The following is a 23,065-nucleotide window of genomic DNA, read 5'->3' as shown; positions in this document are numbered from 1 at the left end:
CGGCGAAGCCGCGCCCGACCTCGCCGGCGCGGGCCGCCTCGATGGAGGCGTTCAGCGCAAGAAGATTGGTGCGCGCGGCGATCTCGCCGACCTCGCTGGCCATGCTCTGGAGGTCACCGGCCACGCCGGAGAGGCGGCCGATGTCGTCCATCAGGCTGGCGCGCGCCTGCAGCGAGGCGCGCAGGTCGGCGACGACGGCGTGGAGTTGGTCGCGGCAGTCGTCGAGCACGGCGGAGACGGACTCGCCGCCCTTGGTGGAGGAGGCCTGCAACGCCTGGCTCATCTGCACCGACAGGGCCGCGAAGGTGGCCGACAGCGCAGTCAGGGCTTCTTCCATCTGCCCGCGCACCGCGTCGAGGTGCTTCTGCCACAAAGGCAGCAGGCGACCGCACAGCAGTTCAAGGCCGTCGGCTGGGCTCGGCGGGGGAACGACCGGACCGTCGACTGCGGAGAGGTCGGCTGGCGTGCCGGGAGGGGGGGCCGGGAAGGTGAGGGCCAGGGCGGAGGCGCCGGCGAGGCCGAGGACCATGATCAGCGATGCGCCAGTCCAGTCCTCGTGTCTGAAGCCTATCCAGAGGCCGCTGCCGATGCAGAGCAGGAGGGGCAGCGCGCTGCAGAGGAGACGGTGTGGATCGCGCATGAATATTTCTTTAGGTTATGGCCATGTTCGCTACTTCTCCACTGCGCGGAGGAGCGGCGGAATGCCGCCTAGAGGCCCGCTAGACGCCGCGCGCAGAGAAGTTGTCACCAAGTGTATCGGAAATGTCACGTATGACTATCGACATATTCCTATAGAGATATAGGATTTTTCCGATGAAGTATTTGCGAAAATGTTGAACCGGAATTCGCTGCTGGAAGCAAGGCGAGGGGGCGCTTGCGCGTTGACCGCCGTGGGCGGGCGGCCCCTGGGTACTGAAGCCTTGGAGGCCTCAGTCGGCGAGGTGATGACGGAAGGCGTAGCGGACGAGATCGGCGGTGCCGGAGAGGTTGGTCTTCTGCAGCAGGCGCGACTTGTGCGTACTGACGGTCTTGATGCTCAGGTTCAGCTGGCAGGCGATGTTGCTGATCGAATGGCCGGCGACCAGCAACTTCAGCACCTGGCGTTCCCGTGCGGAGAGGATGCGTTCGGGGGCGTCGTCCGCCTCCCCCTGGTCGAAACGGAGGGTGTCGAGCAGGAAGGGGTCGATGTAGCGCTTACCGTCGGCGATCTTGGCCACCGCGTCGAACAGCACCTGAGGTTCCGAACACTTCCGCACATAACCGTGCGCGCCTGCCCGCAGGGTGCGCATGACGGTTTGCGAGTCATCGGATTCGCCAAGGGCGAGGAAGCGGAAGTCCGGCCGGTACTCCCGGAGTTCATGAAGGAGATCGCTACTGAACACGTCGGGCAGGATGGGGGAGAACAGTACGACATCAACACCGAGTGCGCGCGCCTGGCGTTTCGCTGTCTGCCCGTCGCCGGCTTCCCCAACCACCCTGATATCCGTCGTCTGTGAAAACAAGGCCTTGAGGCCCGCGCGGAACAGCGTCTGGCTGTCGATGAGCATCAAGCGTACTGCCTTGGTGAACTTCCGCCGTGTTGAGGAAGCTGCTTGAGAGGGGGCTGAAAGTGCTGAGGCGGGGCGGCTGGAGGTATCCATTTGCGTATCTGCTTGTTCTTGAGAATTGTCGCACCGCGGCGCAGGCATATTACTGACGGTTTCTGTCTAGCGACCAATTCACGTATAACTAAAGTTATTTGGACTTGGCGACGATCATGGAAGTTGAGCGACGATGGGCGGACTTCGCCGTGGAAAGCTGGTTTCTCGATGCCCGCGGTAGACTTCCTGTTCTGGGTATTGATTATCTTGACATAGCTAATTGATCAAATAATGCCAAATACGCAAGGGGGTACCTGCGGCAGCGCCCACCCAATGCTGTCCGGCAAGAGGGACAAGGGGTGGTGATGGCCAGCTTCATGGAGGAGGGTGATTCGGGGGCTTGCCGCTGGCAGCAGTGCCGCTCTCGGGACAGGGACGGCCATCTAGCTGGCCCTGGTCGTGCTGCCGGATGGCGCATGGGACATCCTCGGGCTGTGGATCGAGAACACCGAGGATGCCAAGGTCTGGATGAAGGTCTTCAACAGGCTCAAGACCATGCGGTGTGGCCGATATCCTGATCGCCATCACGACGCGGCTGCCCCAGGCTGATCTGGCTGACCTTGCGCAACACCACCGCCGATCGAGGACGGGCGGCCAAGGACTGGAATGTGGCCATTTACCCATTTGACATTCTCCGCGCTGAACGCTTTGAAGCGGCCCGCGGATGAAATGACCACCGACTTTCCTGCCGTGCCGGGCGCCTCCGGTCTGAACCGACCCCATCGCTGGCTTCCGCGCGGGGAATGTCTCCAACATAGAAGAGGGGCGCGACGGTGGCAAAACCGGCCGGCGCGACGCAATGGACGGCTCGCCGCCCGGCGGAGGATGCCGGCTTCGGTGCCCGTCGCGGTCCGTCGCCGGTCCCGTGTCCGGCGCGGCTGCTATACGGCGAGGGTGCGCGCCACCGCCAGCAGCGTGCGGCGCCGTATCCAGCCGCTGCCCAGGCGAATGGCGAGCCAGTAGGGCGTGAACAAGGCCTTGGCGCGCAGGTCGGGGCAATGGACGAAGGTCTCGGTGCGCAGGATGTGCCGCCCGGCGGCAGCGGGCAGCACCTGGTAGCGCAGCACCAGCCTGGCGGCGCCGGGTTCGGCGTAGCGGGCGAAGTCCTCCGCGTCCCGCAGTTCGGCCAGGGCGTAGTCCAGCCGCCAGAAGCGGCCGGCGAGGCCGAAGTTGATCTCGGTCTCGCTGCGCGACAGCGGGGTGAAGCTGTGCAGGCCGAAGGCGAGGGCCCCGTCCGGCGGCGTGTTGCCGAGGCGGCGCAGCAGCTTACCGGGGGCTTCGCGGATCCGCATCAGGCCGTCGATGACCGGATCGCTACGGAAGTCGATGGAGGCGACGGCCTGGATGATGGCCTCCGCGCGGGCGGCGATGGGGGCGGAGTCATGCCGCTCGTGGAAGCTGAAGGAAGGCAGGTGGGGGGTGGAAGGCACGGCAAGGTCCGCAGAACGGGGCGGCTGGACCATGAGCCAGTCCGGCGCGGATTGCAAGCCGGAGGCGCGGCGGCCTGCGGCTCCGGGAGGCGGGCTTCCGGCAGCGGCCAGGGCGCTGCAGGGGGGCATCAGGCTCACCGCCATGCGGTGCGGCGCCGGCGCTCTCCTTGACCGGAGCGGCCGCGGCCGGCAGTCAGCCCTCCGCCTGCAGCGCCCGCCGCTGTTCCGCCGCTTCCGGCGGCGTCCATTGGTAGAGCCAGGTCTCGCTGATGCGGCGGCCGCCGGCGGTGAGGTGCAGGCGCAGGTTCACCGGTGCGGTGCTGCCCTGGGCCGGGCGCAGGTCGAACATGGCACGGTAGCCGGAGACGGCGGCGAGCGGGCGGGCGGAGGTGATCTCCAGCGTGCCGCTGGAAGCTTCGATCACCGCTTCCACCTTCACGTCGCTGGCGATGCGCGGCAGTTCGCCGCCGGCGAAGTCCACCGCGAAGCGCCAGGAGAAGTAGCGCCGTGGTTGGCCGATGACGCCGCCGATGCCGGTGCGGGTGGCGACCACCCGGGCGAGCGGCGGCTGCGCCGGCGTGCGGCTGCCCCAGTGCAGGCGGTAGGCGTAGAGCAGTTCCTTGCCCGGCACCACTGGCTCGGCCGGGTTCCAGAAGGCGACGATGTTGTCCAGGGTCTCGTCCGGCGTTGGAATTTCCACCAACTGCACGGAGCCGCGGCCCCAGTCGCCGCGCGGCTCCACCCACAGGTCGGGGCGGCGTTCGTAGAACACGCCGTCGTCCTGGTAGTTGGCGAAGTCGCGGTCGCGCTGCAGCAGGCCGAAGCCGCGCGGGCTGGCGTCCTGGTAGGCGTTGAAGCGCAGCTGCGCCGGGTTGGCGAGCGGGCGCCAGATCCATTCGCCGCTGCCGGTGTGCAGGGCGAGGCCGTCGGAATCGTGGATCTCCGGCCGCCAGTCGTTGGCCATCCGCCTGTCGTTCTCGCCGGTCTGGTACATGCTGGTGAGCGGCGCGATGCCCAGGCGTTCTATGGCCTTGCGCGGGTAGAGGGCGGCATCCACCTCCATCGTCAGCACCGCCGCCGGGTGGATCTCGAAGCGGTAGGCGCCGGTGATGCTGGGCGAGTCGAGCAGGGCGTAGACCACCAGGCGGTCGGCGTTCCTGGCCGGGCGCTCGAACCAGAAGGCGGTGAAGCGGGGGAATTCCTCCGCCCGCGGCAGGCCGCAATCCACCGCCAGGCCGCGCGCGGAGAGGCCGTATTGCATCTCCTGGCCGACGGCGCGGAAGTAGCTGGCACCGAGGAAGGCGGCGACGTCGCGCTCCGGGTCGGTATGGAAATGGACGCGGAAGCCGGCGAAGCCGAGGTCGGCCGGCAGGGCGCCGCCGTCCAGACCGCTCCTGCCGTAGTCGAACATGCGGGCATCGTAGGCCAGCTCGCGGGCGCGGCCATCGGCCACTTCGTAGAGCCGCACCGGCTCGCGGTAGAACAGGCCGAGGTGGAAGAAGCGCAGCTGCAGGTGGCGGCCTCTGTCGTTTCCTTCCTCGCCCCACAGGGCGTGGTCCGGGCGGAAGCGGATGGCCTGGTACTGGTCCCAGTCCAGCGCCGCCACGGGTGCTGGCAGGTTCTGCGGCGGCGCCTGCCAGGGCTGGCCGGCGAGGTGGCGGGCCTGGCCCTTGAGCCAGGCATAGTCGAAGGGCTGCGCTTCGCGGCCGGGCACGGTGGGGGCGGCGGCGCGCGCTTCAACCCGCAGGAGCAGTGTGCTCGCGGCCAGCGCCGCGCTGCGGAGAAGGAATTGACGTTTCTGCATCGGCGAGGTCTCCGGACCAGGAGAGGGAATAGGGCGGCCGGGTGGCATCGGCGGCGGCCAGCCAGTCGGGATGCGCCACCGGCGAGGACCAGACGGTGAAGTGGAGGTGGGAGAGCGCGTCGGCGTCGTCCAGCAGGGCGAGGCGGCGCGTCTCGCCCAGGCCGGCGGGCCCGTCCGCCGCCGCTGCGCTGGCGAGTGCGGCGCTGCGTTCGGCTTGCTGCGGGGTGGGCGCGCGGCGGCCGGCGGTGCAGCACACCAGCGCGTTCACCGCCGGATCGACCACCGCGTCGACGAAGCCCGGCAGTTCCGGCGTGGCTGCGGCGGCCGCAGCGGTGGCGCGCAGCGCCGGCGGCGGCTGGCGCTCTTCCGGGATGACGAACAGCCCGCCCGCGCGCAGGCCACGGCCCAGGCCGACGCGGCTGGTGAACACCGAAATGGGGATGGACAGCATGATGGCCCCCACCACCGGCGCCAGCCACCACAGGAAGCTCGGGTCCAGCCAATAGACGAAGCCCGCCCAGGCCACGCCGAGCGCCGTGTGGCCGCCGTGGCGGCGCAGGCCGTCGCCCCAGCTGGTTTCGCTGTCGTCGCGCGGCGGCGATTTCCAGCTGGTGCGCACGCCCAGCAGCGCGGCGGCGACGAACTGGGCATGGAACAGCATGCGGATGGGCGCCAGCAGGGCCGAGAGCACCAGCTCCAGCAGCATGCCGGCCGCCAGCTTCAGCCCGCCGCCGAAGCCGCGCGCGCCCTTGGCCACCCGCAGCAGCACCGCCAGGATCTTGGGCAGGAACAGCAAGGTGGCGGTGGCGCCGAACAGGGAGATGGCCCACTCCGGCCGCCACTGCGGCCACAGCGGGAAGAGCTGGTTGGGTTCGACGAAGTATTGCGGCTCGGAGAGCACATGCTGCGCCAGCAGCGCAGTGGACAGCAGCAGGAAGACGAACCACAGCAGCGAGGAGAGATAGGCCATGACGCCGGTGACGAACACCGCACGGTGCGCCGGGTGCAGGCCGCGGGCGAGGAAGAGCCGCGCGTTCATCAGGTTGCCGTGGCACCAGCGGCGGTCGCGGCTGAGCTCGTCCACCAGATTGGGCGGCATTTCCTCGTAGCTGCCGTCCAGGTCGTAGGCCAGCCACACGCCCCAGCCGGCGCGCCGCATCAGCGCCGCCTCGACGAAGTCGTGCGACAGGATCTCGCCCGACAGCGAGCCGCGCCCCGGCAGCCGGCCGAGCGCGCAGTAACGGGTGAAAGGGGCCACCCGGATGATGGCGTTGTGGCCCCAGTAGTGGGATTCGCCCAGTTGCCAGAAATGCAGGCCGGCGGTGAACAGCGGCCCGTACACCCGGGTGGCGAACTGCTGCATGCGGGCGTAGAAGGTATCGCGCCCGGCGGCGCAGGGCGCGGTCTGGATGATGCCGGCGGCCGGGTTGGCCTCCATCAGCTGCACCAGGCGGGTGAGGCAGTCGCCGGTCATCACGCTGTCGGCGTCCAGCACCACCATGTAGCGGTAGTTGCGCCCCCAGCGGCGGCAGAAGTCGGCGACGTTGCCGCTCTTGCGCTTGATGCGGTGCTTGCGCCAGCGGTAGAACAGCCGCCCGGCCCAGCCGCAGTCGCGGCACAGGCTGCGCCAGGCGTGCAGTTCGGCGACGCGGGTGTCGGCCTTGTTGCTGTCGCTGAGGATGTAGAAGTCGAAATGGTCCAGCGTGCCGCGGGCGGCTACCGACTCCACGGTGGCGCGCAGGCCGGCGAACACCCGGGCGACGTCCTCGTTGCAGATGGGCATGATCACCGCGGTGCGCGCGTCGCCCAGCGGAAAATCCGCCGCCGCGGTGCGCGAGATGGCCTGGCGGTCGCCGCCGCGCAGCTGCACCAGGAAGCCGCAGGCGGCGGTCCAGAAACCGGCCGAGATCCAGAAGAACAGCACCGCGTACAGCACCAGCGCGGCAATCTCCAGCGGCCGGGTGCCGTGGTAGGGCAGCACCGCCGTCATCAGGCTGGTGGCGACATAGGTCTGGCCCAGGGTGAGGGCGAGCAGCACCAGCCGGCGCAGGCCGCCGTGGCCGCGGTCCGGGTGTGCCGGTCTGGCAGGCGCCGCGGCCGGATCGGCGCTGGGGGCGCCGGTGGCGGCCGGCGGCATGTCCTCGTCCGCCTCCGACAGCCAGGCGTGGGGCGCCATCGGGCTGCGGTTGAGCGGCGGCGCACAGGCGAGGTGACCGGCGGCGTCCGCTTCGCCATAGCCCAGGCGGAGGCGGCGGGAGAGGGACTGGCGGGCGGGGGACAGCCCGGCGGCCACTGCTGCCGGTGAGGTCGGAGCGGGCGGACCCGCCTGCGAGTGGCCCGGCAGCGCCCCGGCGAGGCCTTGATGCACCGCCGTCAGCGAGTGCTCGGCGGTGGCCATGCCGTGGTCCGCCAGCAGCGCGGCCCGCTCGCCTTCTTCCAGCGGCAGGCGGGCGAGGTAGTCGGCGGCGGTGCGCGAAGGAGGAGGAGGCGGCGGCGCGTTCATTCGGGCGGCAGCACGTAGCTCCAGGTTTCGGAGCGAGGACGGTCGGCGGCCTGCTCGTCCGGGTCGAACAGCTGCAGCCGCAGTTCCACCGGCTTGGCGGCGTCGGCCCGGCGCAGGCGCAGTGTGGTGCGCCAGCCCTGCAACGCCGGGTTGGCGGCCAGCCGGGTTTCCAGCAGTTCGGCGTTGTCGCCCACCGACACCACCGCCCGCACTGGCCGGTCCGGCGGCAGCTTCGCGTAGCCGGGGTCGGCGAAGTCCACCCGCAGCCACAGTTCGTTGTCGGCGCCCTGGCGGTCGTTGCCGACGCGGGTCTGTACCACCCAGGCCCTGGGTGGATGCGGCGCCTCGGCGGTGCGCCAGGACAGGCGGTAGCCGAAGTCGTAGGGCTTGCCCGGCGCCGGGGCCTGCTCCGGCACCCAGTAGGCGACGATGTTGTTGTTGAACTCGTCCGGCGTCGGAATCTGCACCAGCTCCACCTGGCCCGCTCCCCAGCCGCCGCTGGGTTCCACCCAGGCGCTGGGCTTGAGCTCGCGGCGGGCGTTTATGTCCTGGTAGCTGGCGAAGTCACGGTCGCGCTGCATCAGGCCGAAACCCCGCGGGTCGGTGAGGCCGAAGGCGGTGATGAGCAGGCGGCGCGGGTTGGACAGCGGCCGCCATATCCATTCGCCATTGGCGGCCAGCACCGACAGGCCATCGGCATCATGTACCTCCGGGCGGTAATCCTCGCCGCGCGCCGGGCGGTTCTCGCCGGCGAAGTGCATGCTGGCCAGCGGCGCCAGGCCGAGTTTGCCGGCCTGGGCGCGGGGGTAGAGCCGCGCGCGAACGTCTTGCACGCTGCCGTGCTTGTCCGGCTGCAGCACGAAGCGGTAGGCGCCGGCATAGCGGGGCGAATCCAGCAGGGCGTAGATCACTAGCTCGCGCGCGTTGGCTGCCGGGCGCTCCAGCCAGAACTCGACGAAGCGGGGAAACTCCTCGCCGCTGGGCAGGCCGGTGTCCACCGCCAGCCCGCGCGCCCAGGTGCCGTACTGTTCCTCCTCGCCGGGCGAACGGAACAGGCTGGCGCCGTGGAAGGCCAGGATCTCCTTGCGCTCGCCGCCCTGCCTGCCGCGCTTGCCGGTGAGCACCCGCAGGCCGGCATAGCCCAGGCCTTGGGCGGTCTTCAGCTTCGCGGCGTCCACCGGCCCGCCGCCATAATCGAAATCGTCCGGGTCGAAGCGCAGCTCACGCACGCCATCGGCATCGATCTGGTTGATCTTCACCGGCACGGTGTAGTTCAGGCCGGGGGGAAAGAAGGCGACCTCGAAGGCGCTGCCAGCCTGGGCCCATAGCGCGCGCTCCGGCTTGTGGCGGATGCGGCGGTAGTCGTCGTAACTCAGCTGGCGCAGTTCCGCCGGCAGGGTTTCCGCCGGCGGCTTGTAGGCGGCTTCGGCCAGCTGGCGGGCGCGCTGGGCGACATCGTTGAAGCCGAAGGCGGCGAGGGCCGGCGGGACATGCAGGCCGCCGACGAGCAGCAGCGCGGAGAGGGCGAGCCTGCACAGCGGGGCCTTCGCCGCCTTGGGGGCGCGCGCAGCGGCGGGTCGCGCAGCGGCGGCCCAAGGGGCTTCGGACGACTCGCCGGGCGAGGTGCGCACGGCGGTATGGATGAGGTCCGTCCGACGGGATGCGGGATGCGGCCGCCTTTCCTGCACGGCCGCGCCTGCGGGTGACGGACCGGCGGCGCTGTAGCGCGCCGCCGGGTGGGCGTGGGGGGGAAACATCGGCTGCCGGGTCCGGGGGACTCAGCGCTTGGCGGCCGGCGGGCTGTCCGGCGACTTGTGCTGGCTATCGCGCCCTGAGATCTGCTTCCGATCCTGATCCTGCTGCGAGGGGCGGCTGGCCCCGGCCGTTTCCTGGTCTGGCGCCTGCTCTGGCGTCTCGTTGCCAGCGGCCGTCCCGGCATCGTCTTCCAGTTCCAGGTCCTGCGGCTTGCCATGGTCCAGTGCCAGGTCGATCTCGGTTTCCGCCGGCGCGTCGCGGCCGGCGGCGGCGCGTTCGCCAGTGCCGGCGGCATCGGTGTCGCTGTCCAGGCCGGCATCGCCCACGTCGGCGCCGGCATTGCGGGCGTCGTCGCTGCCCGGATCGCCGGTGGGGCCGCTGTCCAGCCCCAGGTCCTGGCCGCTGGCCTCACCCGCCAGGCCGGGGCCACCGACGATGTCGCTGCCGCTGTCCGAGCTGTCGCTGGGGCCGAGGGCTCCGGTGCCGTGGCCCTTGCCGGTTTCCGGTTTGCGGTCCAGCGGCGGATTCAATGTGGTTCCCATGGCCGTCTCCTGTTCGTTTGCGTGCCCGCTTCCCCAGCAGGCCGCGTTCCCGGTGCGCCGCCGCGGCACGGCGGGAGGAGGGCGGGCGGAGAGGTGTAAATGTTGCGGTGCGGCTGTAGGTTTTGCCGGCGGCGCTCGGGGCCCTTCCAGGGCGTGGGGGCGCCCGTCACGCCCGTGCCCGCAGCCTCGCGGGCTGATCGCGGGCCAGCAGCGCTTCCGCCTGCCGCAGCACTTCGGCGATGCCCTCGTCGGCGGCGAAGCCGGGCGGGGTCCAGACGCTGGGGTGCAGTTCCCGCTCCAGCGGTGCCCAGCGTTCCATGTCCGTCGCCCGGAAGATGGTGACGCTGGGCCGATGCAGCGCGGCGCAGAGCTGGGCGATGTCCTGGTCGTCGCTGACCACCAGCCGGGCGGCGCTGAGCTGGGCGGCGAGCGTGCCCGGCGTCAGCGGCGCCTGACCGTGGCGAGCCGGTGTGTGCAGGGCCTGTTGCACGGCGTGGCCGGCGTCGCTGCCGGCGGCCGTCAGCACCAGCGGCAGGCCGGTGGCGGCGTGCAGGGCGTCGCCCACCGCGGCGAAGGCCTGGGGCGGCCAGCGTTCCCCGGCAGCGCCGGCATTGGGATGCAGGCAGATGTAGCCGCCCGGCGGCAGATCGTCCGCCTGGCCGCTGTCGGCCAGGGCCTGCATGTCCTCCGCCAGCAGCGGGAATTCCAGCCGCTCGCCCTGGCGCGGGGCGCCGAGGAAGTCGGTGAGCGCCAGCAGCCGGCGTATCTCGCTGCCCTGGGCCGGCCAGGGAAGGAAGGCGTCGGTCTCGCTGCCGGTGGCGCCGGCGGCGCGGAAGCCGGCATTGGCGCCGGCATCGAACAGGGCGGCGACCGCGTTGGCGAGCGGGCTTTCGTCGTGCATCTGCAGGGCGAGGTCGAAGCGGCGGGATTGCAGCTCGGTGAGAAAGCCGGGGATGGCCGGGATGTCCGGCGTCTGCTCCGGCAAGCCGGGAAAGCCGGGGAAGGCGACGAAGTCGTCCACATAGCCCGGGTAGCGCCGGGTGAAGTCGCGCGCCCAGGGCAGGCCGACCAAGGTGATGCGTGCTTCCGGGCAGGCTGCCCGCAGCGCGCGCAGCGCCGGCACGGCGCACAGCATCCCGGCCACCGGCAAGGCGCGGAAAACGAGGATGTTGCGCGGGCATCGGTACTGCAGCAGCGAAGTCTTCATGGCGGGCTCCGGGTCGGACCTTGCCCAGGTGCTAGCAATCGGGAGGCCGGGCTCGCCGATTGCTCTACCGCCCCAGGGGAAGGCGCCACGCCGCTGCGGGCGCCGTTCTCCGGCGATTTTTCGACGCGAGGACAAACGGACGGAGGAACAAGAAGATGACGTCGAATGGACAGGTTGCCACCTGGCTGGAGCTGGCGAGTACGGCCGCGCAGGGAGTGCCGGCCGCGCGCAGGGTGAGGGTCCATCCGGTGGGGGGGCATGGTGGGGAGTGTGTGGCCGTATCGGTGAACGAGCGTCTGCTGCATGACGGCGAGGGCCGTATCACGGTGTTCCGCGGCACCGAGGCGGCAGCCCATTTCCTGGGTTGCGGCGGGGTGCCCGCCTATCTGCCCGGCGCCCCGGCGCCGATGGCGGTGAGTTGCGGCGATGCCGCCCGCTGCCTGCATCTGAAGCGGGGCAGGCGGCTGACCGCCTGCTGCCTTGCCCGCCAGGCAGAGGAAGTCTCATGAGTGGAAACGGGCGTTTATTACATCGCCGTGTAGTCCTTGCACGCTGCATAGCCGCCGCCGGCACCGGGCGCAGCCGCCGCTTCGGCGGCCTGGCGCGGATGCGGGCGGCGCTGGTGCTGTCGCTCTCGGTTTCGCTGGCGGCGCCGCTGCCGGCCGCGGCGGCCCAGGGCGGCGGCATGGAGCGCAGCGGCGGCAGCGCCAGCGAGGGCGGCCCGGCGATGCGTGCTGATCTGCAGTACCTCACCCGCGCGCAGACCCTGCTGGGCAGCAGGGTGAAGAACGCCGCCGGGGAGAATCTCGGCAAGGTAGAGGAACTGGTGGTGGATACCACCCACCAGGTCGCCCACTACGCGGTGCTCAGCTTCGGCGGCGTACTGGGTCTGGGCGACAAACTGTACGCCTACCCGGTACGCATGCTGCGGCCGACCTCCGCCGTCGGCGAGCTGACGCTGGACGTGGAGCGCGAACGCCTGCAGCAGGCGCCCGGCTTCAGCCCGGAGCGCTGGCCGGAGTGGGGAACCAGCGCCTATCTGCGCAATGTGGACCGCTACTTCGGCTCCGCCGAGGCTACCCAGACCGGCCCCACGCTGCGGCTGCTGCGGGCCAGCGAGCTGATGGGCAGCGAGGTGGTGGATGGCGAGGGCAAGGAAGCTGCGAAGGTGGCCGACCTGGTGGTCGGCCTGGGCAACGGCAGGGTTGCCTGCGCGGTGCTGGAAGTCCAGCCTGCGGAGGGTGGGCCGGTGCTCGTGCCAGTGGCGCTGTCGTCCCTGGTCTTTCCCCACGGCGGCAAGGCCGCGGTGCTGCGCGCGCCGTTGAGCGACGAGGCGATGCGCCATGCTTTCGCGCGCGATCAGTGGCCCAACTTCAACGACGAACGCTATCAGCGCGAGCTGGATAGATACCTGCGGGACAGCGAGGTGAAGAATGCACGCCCTTGAAGCCGCGGCCTTCGCCGCCGAGGACTCCACGCAGGATTTCGCCGGCGCCCTGCTCGCCGGCCTGCACGCCCAGCCCAAGCGGGTGCCCTGCAAGTTCCTGTACGACGCCGAGGGCTCCGCCCTGTTCGAGCGTATCTGCGAGCTGCCGGAGTACTACCCCACCCGCACCGAGATGGCCTTGCTCAAGGAGCATGCGGCCGAGTTCGCCCGCTACATGGGGCCGGACGTGGAGCTGATCGAGTTCGGCGCCGGCTCCGGCCGCAAGGCCAGCATGCTGCTGGACGCGCTGGAGCAGCCGCGGCTCTACATGCCGATCGACATCTCGCCGGATGCGGTGGCCGCGGCGGCGGGCACGGTGTGGCACGCCTTCCCCCGCCTCAAGGTGGTGCCGGTGGAGGCGGACTACACCGGCCCGCTGGCCCTCGAGCCGCAACGCGGCCAGCGCCGGGTGGGCTTCTTTCCCGGCTCGACGATAGGCAACTTTCCGCCGGACGAAGCGCTCGCCTTCCTGCGCCGGCTGGCCGAACTGCTGCGCGGCGGCGGCCTGTTGATCGGCGTGGACCTGGTGAAGGACCCGGCGCTGCTGCATGCCGCCTACAACGACGCCGCCGGCGTCACCGCCGCCTTCAACCGCAACCTGCTGGCGCGCGCCAACCGCGAGCTGGAGGCGGATTTCCTGCTCGACCGCTTCGCCCACTACGCCTTCTACCAACCGGTGGCGCGGCGGGTGGAGATGCACCTGGTCTCGCTGGTGCAGCAGCAGGTGCACGTCTGCGGCCAGGCCATCTCCTTCGCCGCCGGCGAAACCCTGCACACCGAGGATTCCTACAAATACTCGGTGCTCGGCTTCCACTCGCTGGCCGCCCAGGCCGGCTTCCTGCCGCGGGCGACGCGGGTGGACCCCGAGCACCGCTTCAGCCTGCACTGGCTGGAGGTGCCGGCCTGAGCCGCGGCCCGCCGCCAGCAAACGACAAGGAGATTCCCATGCTGCCCAGCACCCAGCAACGCGTACCGCTGCACACCGCAACCCATGTGAACCGGCACATCCGCGAGCAGGCCCGCGCCTCGGTGCAGAATGCCGCGCTCGGCGGCCTGCCGGGCATAGACCGCCGGCTCGCCGAACTCGACCGCGAGTGGGACGTCGAGCGCGTGCTGGAGGCCAACGCCGCCTCGCTGGTGGTGGCCGGCTGCGCGCTCGGCGCCTTTGCCGACCGCCGTTTCTTCGTCGTGCCGGCGCTGGTGGGCGGCTTCCTGCTGCAGCACGCGCTGCAGGGTTGGTGTCCGCCGCTGCCCTTGCTGCGCCGGCTGGGGATACGCACCGAGGCGGAGATAGAGGATGAGCGCCGCGCGCTGCTGGCGAGCCGGGCGGACGTCCTCGCCGCTTCCCGTGTCGGTCCGGCGGGCAGAGCGCAATGACGGCCAGCTTGCAGGACACCCCAGTGGGCCGTCTCAGCGGCCATGACATCTACCTCTTCCGCGAGGGCTCCCACACCCGGCTGTACGAGAAGATGGGCTGCCAGCTCGACGAGGGCGGCGAGGGTGCCAGCTTCGCCGTGTGGGCGCCCAACGCCCGCGCCGTCTCGGTCGTGGGCGACTTCAACGGCTGGCGTGACGATGCCGCGCCGCTCAGCCCGCGCCCGGACGACTCCGGCCTGTGGGAAGGGAATGTGGCTGGCGTGCGCTCCGGCGCGCTGTACAAGTACCGCATCGTCTGCGCCAACGGCGAGATCGCTTACAAGGCCGACCCCTACGCCGCCTACGCCGAGGCGCCGCCGCAGACCGCTTCCCGCGCCTGGCGCTTCGACTATGCCTGGGGCGACGGCGACTGGATGCAGAGCCGCTCCCGCCGCCAGGCGCTCGACACGCCGATGAGCATCTACGAGGTGCACCTCGGCTCCTGGCTGCGGCCGGAGGGCGGCGGCCTGCCCGGCTACCGCGAGATCGCGCCACGGTTGGCGGAATACGTGTCCGGCATGGGCTTCACCCACGTGGAATTTCTGCCGCTGGCCGAGCATCCCTTCTACGGCTCCTGGGGCTACCAGTGCACCGGCTACTTCGCGCCCACCGCCCGCTACGGCACGCCGGAAGACTTCATGTTCCTGGTGGATTGCCTGCATCGCGCCGGCATCGGCGTGATCATGGACTGGGTGCCCTCCCACTTCCCCAGCGACGCCCACGGCCTCGCCGAGTTCGACGGCACCCACCTCTACGAGCACGCCGACCCGCGCCAGGGCTACCACCCGGAGTGGCACTCCAGCATCTTCAACTACGGCCGCCACGAGGTTTGCGCCTTCCTGCTCTCCAGCGCCACCTGCTGGCTGGACCGCTACCACATCGACGCCCTGCGGGTGGATGCGGTGGCCTCCATGCTCTACCTGGACTACGGCCGCAAGCACGGCGAATGGATACCCAACCGCTACGGCGGCAAGGAGAACCTGGAGGCGGTCGCTTTCCTGCGCCGGCTCAACGAATCGGTGTACCGCGAGTTTCCGGATGTGCACACCATCGCCGAGGAATCCACCGCCTGGCCCATGGTGTCGCGGCCGGTGCACCTCGGCGGCCTGGGCTTCGGCATGAAGTGGAACATGGGCTGGATGCACGACAGCCTGGACTACTTCAAGCACGACCCGATACACCGCAAGTTTCACCACGGCCGCATCACCTTCTCCATCTGGTACGCCTTCCAGGAGAACTTCGTGCTGCCGCTGTCGCACGACGAAGTGGTGTATGGCAAGGGCTCGCTGATCGCCCGCATGCCGGGCGACGACTGGCTGCGCTTCGCCGGCCTGCGCTGCCTGTTCGCCTACATGTGGGCGCACCCGGGCAAGAAGCTGCTGTTCATGGGCGGCGAGTTCGCCCAGCAGGCCGAATGGAACCACGAGGGCGAACTGGACTGGGGCGCGCTGCAGGACCCGCGCCGCGGCGCGCTGCGCCTGCTGGTGGGCGAGCTCAACCACCTCTACCGCGCCCACCCTGCCTTGCACGCGCGGGACTTCGATACCGGCGGCTTCCAGTGGGTGGACAGCGAGAACAGCGACGACAGCGTCATCGCCTTCCTGCGCCGTGCCGAAGGCGGGCGGGACGTGCTGGTGGTATGCAACTTCACGCCGATGCTGCGCAACAACTACCTGGTGGGCGTTCCCCAGGGCGGCTACTGGCGCGAGGAACTGAACACCGATGCCGCGCTGTACGGCGGCAGCGACGCCGGCAACTTCGGCGGCGTGGAGGCGGCGCCCGCGCCCTGCCACGGCCAGCCCTGGTCGCTGGCGCTGACGCTGCCGCCGCTTGCGGTCCTCTACCTGGTGCCGGAGGGCGACCATGGAAGCACACAAGGATGAGCTGCCGGATGAAGGCAGGGTGCGGGCCGTCGTCGAGGCGGTGACGCCGCAGGTGGATGGCGGGCGCTTCCCGGCCAAGCGCAGCGTGGGAGAGGAACTGGTAGTCGAGGCGGACTGCTTCGCCGACGGCCATGACGCAGTGGTCGCCATGCTGTGCTGGCGGCGGGAAGGCGAGGGTGCCGACACTCTCCCCAGGGCCGCAGACCTGGGCGCTGCGGGCACCGGGCGCTGGCATGCGGTGCCGATGCGGCCGCTGGGTAACGACCGCTGGCGCGCCAGCATCCGCCTGCCGGAGATGGGCCGCTGGTGGTACACCGTGTGCGCCTGGGTGGACGGCTTCCAGTCCTGGCGCAACGAACTGGTCCGCCGCACCGATGCCGAAGACATCCGCATCGCCGCGCTGGTCGGCGCCGAACTGGCGGAGGCCGCCGCGGCCCGCGCCGGCGGCGACGATGGCCAGCGCCTCGCCGCCTGGGCGCGGCGCCTGCGCGACAGCAGCGCCGCCGCCCACATCGACGAGCTGAAGGCCCTGGCGCTGGACGCCGGCCATGCCGAACTCGCCGCCCGCCACCCGGACCGCCGCTTCGCCGCCACCCATGCGCCGCTGCCGCTGGACGTGGACCGGGAGCGCGCCCGCTGCGGCGCCTGGTACGAGTTCTTCCCCCGCTCGCTGACCACCCCGTTGCACGGCACCCTGGCGGACTGCATCGCCCACCTGCCGCGGGTGGCGGCGATGGGCTTCGACATCGTCTACCTGCCGCCCATCCACCCTATAGGCCGCGAGCGCCGCAAGGGCCCGAACAACGCCCTGGCGGCCGGTGCCGACGATGTCGGCAGCCCCTGGGCCATCGGTGCGCGCGAAGGCGGCCACCTCGCCATCCATCCCCAGCTCGGCAGCGCCGAAGATCTGCGCCGCCTCATCGCCGCCGCCCGCGGCCACGGCATGGAAGTGGCGCTGGACGTGGCCCTGCAGTGCGCGCCCGACCATCCCTGGGTGGCCGAGCACCCCGAGTGGTTCCGCCGCCGGCCTGACGGCAGCGTGCAGTACGCCGAGAACCCGCCGAAGAAATACCAGGACATCTACCCCTTCGACTTCGAGAGCGAAGACTGGCGCGCCATGTGGCAGGTCCTGGCCGGCATCTTTCGCCACTGGATCGCCGAGGGCGTGCGGGTGTTCCGGGTGGATAACCCGCACACCAAGTCCTTCGCCTTCTGGGAATGGGCCATTTCCGCCATCCGCCGCGACCATCCCGACACCATCTTCCTCGCCGAAGCCTTCACCCGGCCGCGGGTCATGCACCGGCTGGCCAAGCTGGGCTTCAACCAGTCCTACACCTACTTCACCTGGCGCAACACCCGGCCGGAGCTCACCGCCTATTTCCAGGAACTGGCCCACGGCCCCGGCTACGATTACTTCCGCCCCAACGTCTGGCCCAACACGCCGGACATCCTGCCGGAATACCTGCAGACCGGCGGCCGCGGCGCCTTTGCGGTGCGCCTGGTGCTGGCCGCCACGCTGGCCGCCACCTACGGCATCTACGGCCCGGCCTTCGAACTGATGGAACAGCGTCCGCGCGAGCCGGGCAGCGAGGAATACCTCGATTCGGAGAAATACCAGCTGCGCGACTGGCAGGCGGTGCGCCAGGAGCGCGGCGACGGGCTGAGCGAGTTGGTCGCCCGGGTGAACCGCATCCGCCGCGCCAACCCGGCGCTGCACGGCAACGCCTCGCTGCGCTTCCTCGACATCGACAACGAGCACATGCTGGCCTACGCCAAGCACGCGCCGGCGAGCACGGAGGGGGAGGAGGAGGGCGGAGCGGAGGATGCCGAGGGCGGCAACCTCATCATCGTCGTCGTCAATCTCGACCCCTACCACGTCCATGACGGCTGGCTGGCGCTGGATCTGCCGGCGCTGGGCATGGAGGCGGACGCCTCCTACCAGATGCACGACCTGCTCACCGGCGCCCGCTACCTGTGGAACGGACCCCGCAACTTCGTCCGCCTGGACCCCGCCCGTCTGCCGGCCCACATCTTCCGCGTACGCCGCAAGCTGCGCAGCGAGCGCGACTTCGACTACTTCTTCTGAGGGCCGAGCGCCATGGACACCCTGTTACCGGGCGGAGAAGGGAACACAGGCGGCAAGGACGACGACTACTGGTACAAGGACGCGGTGCTGTACGAGCTGCACGTCAAGGCCTTCTTCGACAGCAACGACGACGGCATCGGCGACTTCCCCGGCCTCACCCGCAAGCTCGACTACATCCGCGACCTCGGCGTGGATACCCTGTGGCTGCTGCCCTTCTACCCCTCGCCGCTGAAGGACGACGGCTACGACGTCGCCGACTACCACGGCGTGCTGCCGGCCTACGGCACTCGCAACGACTTCCGCAACTTCGTGCGCGAAGCTCACCGCCGCGGCCTGCGGGTGATCACCGAGCTGGTGGTGAACCACACCTCCGACCAGCACCCCTGGTTCCAGGCCGCCCGCCGCGCGCCGCCCGGCTCGGCCAAGCGCGACTACTACGTGTGGAGCGACGATCCCAACCGCTACGCCGGCACCCGCATCATCTTCACCGACACCGAAACCTCCAACTGGGCCTGGGACCCGGTGGCCAACTCCTACTACTGGCACCGCTTCTTCAGCCACCAGCCCGACCTCAACTACGAGAACCCGCGGGTGCTCAAGGCAGTGCTGCGCACCATGCGGTTCTGGCTGGACATGGGGGTGGACGGCTTCCGCCTGGACGCGGTGCCCTACCTGCGCGAGCGCGAAGGCACCAACAACGAGAACCTGGCGGAAACCCACGCCACCATCCGCGAGATCCGCCGCGTCATCGACGAGCACTACCGCGGCCGGGTGCTGCTGGCCGAGGCCAACCAGTGGCCGGAGGACGTGCGCGAATACTTCGGCGGCAACGAGCGCGGCGAGGGCGACGAGTGCCACATGGCCTACCACTTCCCGCTGATGCCGCGGCTGTTCATGGCGCTGGCGCAGGAAGACCGCTTCCCGGTCATCGACATCATGCGGCAGACGCCGGACATCCCGGACAACTGCCAGTGGGCCATCTTCCTGCGTAACCACGACGAACTCACGCTGGAGATGGTCACCGACCGCGAGCGCGACTACATGTGGCAGTTCTTCGCCAACGACCCGCGCATGCGCATCAACGTCGGCATCCGCCGCCGGCTGGCCCCGCTGCTGGAGAACAGCCGCGCCCGCATCGAGCTGATGAGCTTCCTGCTGCTCACCATGCCCGGCTCGCCCACGCTGTACTACGGCGACGAACTGGGCATGGGCGACAACGTCTTCCTCGGCGACCGCAATGGCGTGCGCACCCCCATGCAATGGACCTCGGACCGCAACGCCGGCTTCTCCCGCGCCGATCCGCAGCAGCTCTACCTGCCGCCGGTCATGGACCCCGTCTACGGCTACCAGGCGATCAACGTCGAAGCCCAGGCGCGCAACCCGCACTCGTTGCTCAACTTCAACCGCCGGCTCATTTCCACTCGCAAGCAGTACCGCGCTTTCGGCCGCGGCAGCCTCAGCTTCCTGGAGCCGGGCAACCGCAAAGTGCTGGCCTACCTGCGCGAATACGGCGACCCCGGCCCGGACGGCGGCGGCGGCGAGCGCCTGCTGTGCGTCGCCAACCTGTCGCGCACGCCGCAGGCGGTGGAGCTGGACCTGGCGCGCCACGAGGGCAGGGTGCCGGTGGAGATCTCCGGCCGCACCCCCTTCCCGCCGATAGGCCGGCTGCCCTACCTGTTGACGCTGCCCGGCTATGGCTTCTACGCCTTCGAACTCTCCTGCCAGGCGCCGCCGCCGGAATGGCACGAGGAACGCCTGCCGCAGACCGACCTGCCGGTGCTGGTGCTCACCGACGGCTGGCGCACCTTCCTGCGCATCGTCGAGAGTGCAGCCAATCGCTCCCGCCAGGCCATCGCCAGCCGCAGCCGCGCGCTGCTGCAGGACCAGGTGCTGTTGCCCTACCTGCAGACGCGGCGCTGGTTCGCCGGCAAGGGCGAAATCGCCACCCGGGTGGAGGTGCTGCAAGAACAGGAGTGGCGCAGCGACGGCAGCAGCTGGTTGCTCACCGTGCTGAAGGTGAGCTTCGCCGCCGCCGAGCCGCAACACTACTTCCTGCCGCTGGCGGTGGCCTGGGAAGAACACGGCGAGTATCCGGCCGACCGCGTCGGCGCGCTTGCGCTGGCGCGGGTGCGGGAGAAGGCGCGCGTCGGCTTGATCTACGACGGCTTCGCCGATCCGCTGTTCTGCCGCGCCCTGCTGGGCGCGATGGCGGCCGGCGAAACCCTGCCGCTGGGCGGCGGCAGCGTGCGTTTCGGCGCCGCCGCCCAGGAACTGCTGAGCGCCGCCGCCGGCGAGGAAGTGCGCCTGCCCGCGCTGGAGCAGACCAACACCGGGGTGTTCTTCGGCAAGCGTCTCTACCTCAAGGGCTACCGCCGCCTGCAGCAGGGCGTGAATCCCGAACTGGAGATGGGCTACTTCCTTGCCCGCGCCGGCTTCCCCCACATCGCCCAGGTGGCCGGCGCCGCCGAATACCTGGATGCCGACGGCAACAGCGCCGCGCTGGCCATGGCCCAGGTCTATGTCGAGAACCAGGGCAACGCCTGGGACTACACCCTGGACCACCTCGGCCGCCTGTTCTCGCCCGACACGTGGCCGGGCAGCGGCGAGGAGCGCGACGCCGAAGGGTTGAACCGCGTGTACCTGCTGCAGATGGAGTTGCTGGGCCGCCGCATCGGCGAACTGCATGCGGCGCTGGCCTCGGATTCGGCCGATCCCGCCTTCCAGCCGGAGCCGGTGACGGCGGAGGAGGTGGAGGCCTGGCGCGGCGCGGTGGCGGCCGACCTCGCCCGCACGTTGGACATGCTCGAAGCCCGCCGCTTCCAACTGGAAGGCGGCGCCGCCGATGACGCCGAACGGGTGCTGGCGATGCGCGCCGACCTCGGCGCCCGGCTGGCGACGCTGGACCTCGCTCCGATCAATATGGTGAAGACCCGCTACCACGCCGACCTCCACCTCGGCCAATTGCTGCTGGTGCAGAACGAGTTCGTCATCGTCGACTTCGAGGGCGAGCCGGCGCGGCCGATGGCGCTGCGGCGGGAGAAACACTCGCCGCTGCGCGACCTCGCCGGCATGCTGCGCTCGTTCGACTACGCCGCCCGCAGCGCCGAGGCCCGCGCGGCGCAGACCCAGCCGGAACGCGCCGCCGAATTCGCCCGCGAGCTGGCCGGCTGGCAGGCGCAGACCACCGCCGCGCTGGTCGCCGCTTACCACGAAGTCGCCCAGCCCGCCTCCTACGGCGGGCCGGACTTCCTGGTGCTCTTCGTCCTGGAGAAGCTCCTCTACGAACTGCGCTACGAACTGGAGAACCGGCCGGACTGGGTGCGCATACCGCTCGCCGCGCTGGCCGACCTGGCGGCGGGCGAGGGCGGCTGAAAGTCCGCCTGCCACGGCTCGCCGGCGAAGCGTGCGGCGAGGAAATCCAGCAGCGCGCGCACCGCCGGCGGCAGGTGGCGGCGGGAGGGATAGATGGCATACACGGTGAGCACCGCCGGCCGCCACTGCGGCAGCACCACCTCCAGCTTGCCCTCGCGTACCAGCGGGCCGACCAAGTAGGTCGGCTGCAGCGCGATGCCCGCCCCGGCGAGGGCGGCGGAGGTCAGCACCGTAGCGTCGTTGGCGGTGAGCCGTACCGGCACCGTCACCAGCCGCTCGGCGCCATCCGCCGCATGGAAGCGCCACTGGTCGCGGCCGAAGTTGGTGTAGCCCAGGCAGCGGTGGCCGGGCAGTTCGTCCGGATGGCCGGGGCGGCCGGCGGCCTCCAGGTAGGCCGGCGCCGCCACCAGCACCGAGGCGCATTCCGCCAGCGGCCGCGCGATGAGGCCGGCATCCGGTTCATGGCTGATGCGGATGGCGAGGTCGATGCGGGCCTCGACCAGGTTGAGCGCGCCGTCGCTCACGTCCAGATGCACCTTCAGCTGCGGGTGCAGGCCGAGGAAGTCCCCCAATGCCGGCGCCAGCTGCGCATAGCCGAAGGACACGCTGGAGGTCAGCCGCAGCTGGCCGCGCAACTGGCCATCGGTGGAACAGGCGTCCTCTTCCACCTCCTGCACGATGGACAGTACCTGCAGGCAGCGCCGCAGGCATTGCTCGCCGGCGTTGGTCAGCTTCACGCTGCGGGTGGTCCGCTGCAGCAGCCGCGTCCCTAGCCACTGCTCCATCTCGGCGACATAGCGCGTGACCATCGCCCGGGACATGTCCAGGCGGTTGGCGGTGCCGGTGAAGCTGCCGCTGCGGGCAACCTCGGCGAAGACGCGCATTGCGGTCAGTCTGTCCATGTCCTTAGGGGAAACCTGGTCGATTGAAGAAACAAACAAGCCCATTCTGATGGGTTTATTGGCGTCGTTTCAATACCTAAAGTGGCGGCATCGTTTCATCCCATCAAAGAGGAGTCGCCATGAAAGTGCTTCACACCCTGTTCGCCGCCGGCCTCGCGCTGGCCGCCACCGCCGCTGCCGCCGGCGAAGCTCTGAGCCTGAAGGTTTACAACGCCGATGCGCAAAGCTTCAACGTCAACTCGGTGCTGATCTCCGGCCCCACCGAAGCGGTGGTGGTGGATGCCGGCTTCACCCGCGCCGATGCCTACCGCATCGCCGCCAACGTGCTCGACAGCGGCAAGAAGCTCACCACTGTGCTGGTCAGCAACGCCGACCCGGATTACTACTTCGGCGCCGAGGTGCTCAAGCAGCTGTTCCCGGATGCGCGGGTGGTGACCACCCCGGCGGTGCGCAGCCGCATCCAGACCAAGATGCAGGCCAAGCTCGGCTTCTGGGGGCCGAAGATGGGCGCGAACGCGCCGCAGTCGCCGGTGCTGCCTGACCTGCTGCAAGGCAACACGGTGACGGTGGACGGCGAAGCCCTGGAAGTGCGCGGCACCACCGGCCTGCTGGCGCACCGCCCCTATGTGTGGGTGCCGGCGCTGCGCGCCGTCGTCGGCAACGTGGCGGTGTTCGGCAACATGCATGTGTGGACCGCCGACACCAAGACGGTGGAAGAGCGCGCCGCCTGGATCGCCCAGCTGGACGAGATGGCCGCGCTGATGCCGGCGGTGGTGGTGCCCGGCCACATGAAGGCCGGCACGCCGATCGACGCCGCCAACCTGAGCTTCACCCGCGACTACCTGAAGCGTTTCGACGCCGCAGTGCAGGAATCCGCCGGCAGCGCCCAGCTCATGCAGGCCATGCAGGCTGCCTACCCGCAGCTCGGCACCAGCCTGTCGCTGGAGATAGGCGCCAAGGTGGTCAAGGGCGAAATGCCCTGGTAAGCCAGCCTCCGGCAACTGCGCGCCAGCTGCAGGAAAGGCGCCGAGCCGGCAGG

General features: G+C 70.1%; 17 protein-coding genes and 1 pseudogene. 9 read left to right on the top strand and 9 right to left on the bottom strand.

What is annotated here, in order from left to right; all coding sequences use genetic code 11:
* Together C7389_RS25845 and C7389_RS05920 are read right to left on the bottom strand one after the other, a co-directional pair.
* The coding region (locus tag C7389_RS25845; protein WP_425455558.1) for a methyl-accepting chemotaxis protein at positions 1 to 283 on the bottom strand (283 nt) is incomplete at its 3' end.
* A 646-nt stretch (positions 284 to 929) separates the two neighbouring features.
* Positions 930 to 1,547 (bottom strand): LuxR C-terminal-related transcriptional regulator, encoded by a 618-nt coding sequence (locus C7389_RS05920; protein WP_162851682.1) that lies wholly within the window; start codon positions 1,545 to 1,547, stop codon positions 930 to 932.
* Between the two features lie 480 nt (positions 1,548 to 2,027).
* Between C7389_RS05920 and C7389_RS05915 the strand changes: the two are divergent.
* A pseudogene (locus C7389_RS05915) lies at positions 2,028 to 2,178 on the top strand (transposase); the annotation flags it as partial.
* Between the two features lie 343 nt (positions 2,179 to 2,521).
* Here C7389_RS05915 and C7389_RS05910 read toward each other — a convergent pair.
* From C7389_RS05910 to C7389_RS05885, 6 genes are all read right to left on the bottom strand, one after another.
* The gene (locus C7389_RS05910) at positions 2,522 to 3,070 is read right to left on the bottom strand and encodes a hypothetical protein (RefSeq protein WP_211168607.1); all 549 of its coding nucleotides are present in this window, start codon (positions 3,068 to 3,070) and stop codon (positions 2,522 to 2,524) included.
* A gap of 193 nt (positions 3,071 to 3,263) precedes the next feature.
* A complete protein-coding gene (locus C7389_RS05905; RefSeq protein ID WP_133589285.1) occupies positions 3,264 to 4,874 on the bottom strand; it encodes an OpgD/OpgG family glucan biosynthesis protein in 1,611 nt (536 codons plus the stop codon).
* Positions 4,807 to 7,377: a glucans biosynthesis glucosyltransferase MdoH gene (gene mdoH, locus C7389_RS05900; RefSeq protein WP_133589283.1), complete on the bottom strand. Its 2,571-nt coding sequence runs from the start codon at positions 7,375 to 7,377 to the stop codon at positions 4,807 to 4,809. The genes C7389_RS05905 and mdoH overlap by 68 nt, the downstream gene beginning before the upstream one ends.
* On the bottom strand, positions 7,374 to 9,008 hold the full coding sequence (locus tag C7389_RS05895; protein ID WP_211168384.1) for a glucan biosynthesis protein G: 1,635 nt from the start codon (positions 9,006 to 9,008) through the stop codon (positions 7,374 to 7,376). Before C7389_RS05895 ends, mdoH begins: the two co-directional genes overlap by 4 nt.
* 147 nt (positions 9,009 to 9,155) lie before the next feature.
* Complete coding sequence (locus C7389_RS25085; RefSeq protein WP_211168385.1) at positions 9,156 to 9,674, bottom strand: hypothetical protein; 519 nt, start codon at positions 9,672 to 9,674, stop codon at positions 9,156 to 9,158.
* Between the two features lie 166 nt (positions 9,675 to 9,840).
* Entirely contained in the window at positions 9,841 to 10,881 is a 1,041-nt protein-coding gene (locus tag C7389_RS05885) for a glycosyltransferase family 9 protein (protein ID WP_133589279.1), read from the bottom strand.
* 155 nt (positions 10,882 to 11,036) lie between these two features.
* Between C7389_RS05885 and C7389_RS05880 the strand changes: the two genes are divergently transcribed.
* Genes C7389_RS05880 through treS form a run of 7 tightly spaced genes read left to right on the top strand, consistent with a single transcriptional unit; the run spans position 11,037 to position 21,124 of the window.
* Positions 11,037 to 11,390: a hypothetical protein gene (locus C7389_RS05880; protein WP_133589278.1), complete on the top strand. Its 354-nt coding sequence runs from the start codon at positions 11,037 to 11,039 to the stop codon at positions 11,388 to 11,390.
* Positions 11,387 to 12,328: a PRC-barrel domain-containing protein gene (locus C7389_RS05875; RefSeq protein ID WP_133589277.1), complete on the top strand. Its 942-nt coding sequence runs from the start codon at positions 11,387 to 11,389 to the stop codon at positions 12,326 to 12,328. The genes C7389_RS05880 and C7389_RS05875 overlap by 4 nt, the downstream gene beginning before the upstream one ends.
* Positions 12,315 to 13,274, top strand: a complete 960-nt coding sequence (egtD, locus tag C7389_RS05870; RefSeq protein WP_133589275.1) for an L-histidine N(alpha)-methyltransferase — start codon at positions 12,315 to 12,317, stop codon at positions 13,272 to 13,274. The genes C7389_RS05875 and egtD overlap by 14 nt, the downstream gene beginning before the upstream one ends.
* A gap of 38 nt (positions 13,275 to 13,312) precedes the next feature.
* Positions 13,313 to 13,744 (top strand): YgaP family membrane protein, encoded by a 432-nt coding sequence (locus C7389_RS05865; protein ID WP_133589273.1) that lies wholly within the window; start codon positions 13,313 to 13,315, stop codon positions 13,742 to 13,744.
* On the top strand, positions 13,741 to 15,666 hold the full coding sequence (gene glgB / locus C7389_RS05860; RefSeq protein WP_133589271.1) for a 1,4-alpha-glucan branching protein GlgB: 1,926 nt from the start codon (positions 13,741 to 13,743) through the stop codon (positions 15,664 to 15,666). Before C7389_RS05865 ends, glgB begins: the two co-directional genes overlap by 4 nt.
* A complete protein-coding gene (locus C7389_RS05855) occupies positions 15,647 to 17,752 on the top strand; it encodes an alpha-1,4-glucan--maltose-1-phosphate maltosyltransferase (RefSeq protein WP_133589269.1) in 2,106 nt (701 codons plus the stop codon). The genes glgB and C7389_RS05855 overlap by 20 nt, the downstream gene beginning before the upstream one ends.
* Before the next feature lie 12 nt (positions 17,753 to 17,764).
* Complete coding sequence (treS, locus tag C7389_RS05850) at positions 17,765 to 21,124, top strand: maltose alpha-D-glucosyltransferase (protein WP_133589267.1); 3,360 nt, start codon at positions 17,765 to 17,767, stop codon at positions 21,122 to 21,124.
* Here treS and C7389_RS05845 read toward each other — a convergent pair.
* Entirely contained in the window at positions 21,043 to 22,026 is a 984-nt protein-coding gene (locus C7389_RS05845) for a LysR family transcriptional regulator (protein WP_133589265.1), read from the bottom strand. The two genes, treS and C7389_RS05845, sit on opposite strands and share 82 nt — an antisense overlap.
* Positions 22,027 to 22,145: 119 nt before the next feature.
* Here C7389_RS05845 and C7389_RS05840 point away from each other — a divergent pair, with 119 nt between their 5' ends.
* Entirely contained in the window at positions 22,146 to 23,012 is an 867-nt protein-coding gene (locus C7389_RS05840; protein WP_133589263.1) for an MBL fold metallo-hydrolase, read from the top strand.
* Positions 23,013 to 23,065 lie beyond the last annotated feature (53 nt).

The organism is Azoarcus indigens (assembly GCF_004361735.1).
Lineage (GTDB): Bacteria > Pseudomonadota > Gammaproteobacteria > Burkholderiales > Rhodocyclaceae > Azoarcus > Azoarcus indigens.
This window is presented reverse-complemented; position numbering and strand designations above follow the sequence as displayed.

Coding starts and splice junctions, on each gene's coding strand:
- C7389_RS05920 (WP_162851682.1), bottom strand. CDS start 1,547: ATGCTCATCGACAGCCAGACGCTGTTCCGCGCGGGCCTCAAGGCCTTG.
- C7389_RS05905 (WP_133589285.1), bottom strand. CDS start 4,874: ATGCAGAAACGTCAATTCCTTCTCCGCAGCGCGGCGCTGGCCGCGAGC.
- mdoH (WP_133589283.1), bottom strand. CDS start 7,377: ATGAACGCGCCGCCGCCTCCTCCTCCTTCGCGCACCGCCGCCGACTAC.
- C7389_RS25085 (WP_211168385.1), bottom strand. CDS start 9,674: ATGGGAACCACATTGAATCCGCCGCTGGACCGCAAACCGGAAACCGGC.
- C7389_RS05885 (WP_133589279.1), bottom strand. CDS start 10,881: ATGAAGACTTCGCTGCTGCAGTACCGATGCCCGCGCAACATCCTCGTT.
- C7389_RS05880 (WP_133589278.1), top strand. CDS start 11,037: ATGACGTCGAATGGACAGGTTGCCACCTGGCTGGAGCTGGCGAGTACG.
- C7389_RS05875 (WP_133589277.1), top strand. CDS start 11,387: ATGAGTGGAAACGGGCGTTTATTACATCGCCGTGTAGTCCTTGCACGC.
- egtD (WP_133589275.1), top strand. CDS start 12,315: ATGCACGCCCTTGAAGCCGCGGCCTTCGCCGCCGAGGACTCCACGCAG.
- C7389_RS05865 (WP_133589273.1), top strand. CDS start 13,313: ATGCTGCCCAGCACCCAGCAACGCGTACCGCTGCACACCGCAACCCAT.
- glgB (WP_133589271.1), top strand. CDS start 13,741: ATGACGGCCAGCTTGCAGGACACCCCAGTGGGCCGTCTCAGCGGCCAT.
- C7389_RS05855 (WP_133589269.1), top strand. CDS start 15,647: ATGGAAGCACACAAGGATGAGCTGCCGGATGAAGGCAGGGTGCGGGCC.
- treS (WP_133589267.1), top strand. CDS start 17,765: ATGGACACCCTGTTACCGGGCGGAGAAGGGAACACAGGCGGCAAGGAC.
- C7389_RS05845 (WP_133589265.1), bottom strand. CDS start 22,026: ATGGACAGACTGACCGCAATGCGCGTCTTCGCCGAGGTTGCCCGCAGC.
- C7389_RS05840 (WP_133589263.1), top strand. CDS start 22,146: ATGAAAGTGCTTCACACCCTGTTCGCCGCCGGCCTCGCGCTGGCCGCC.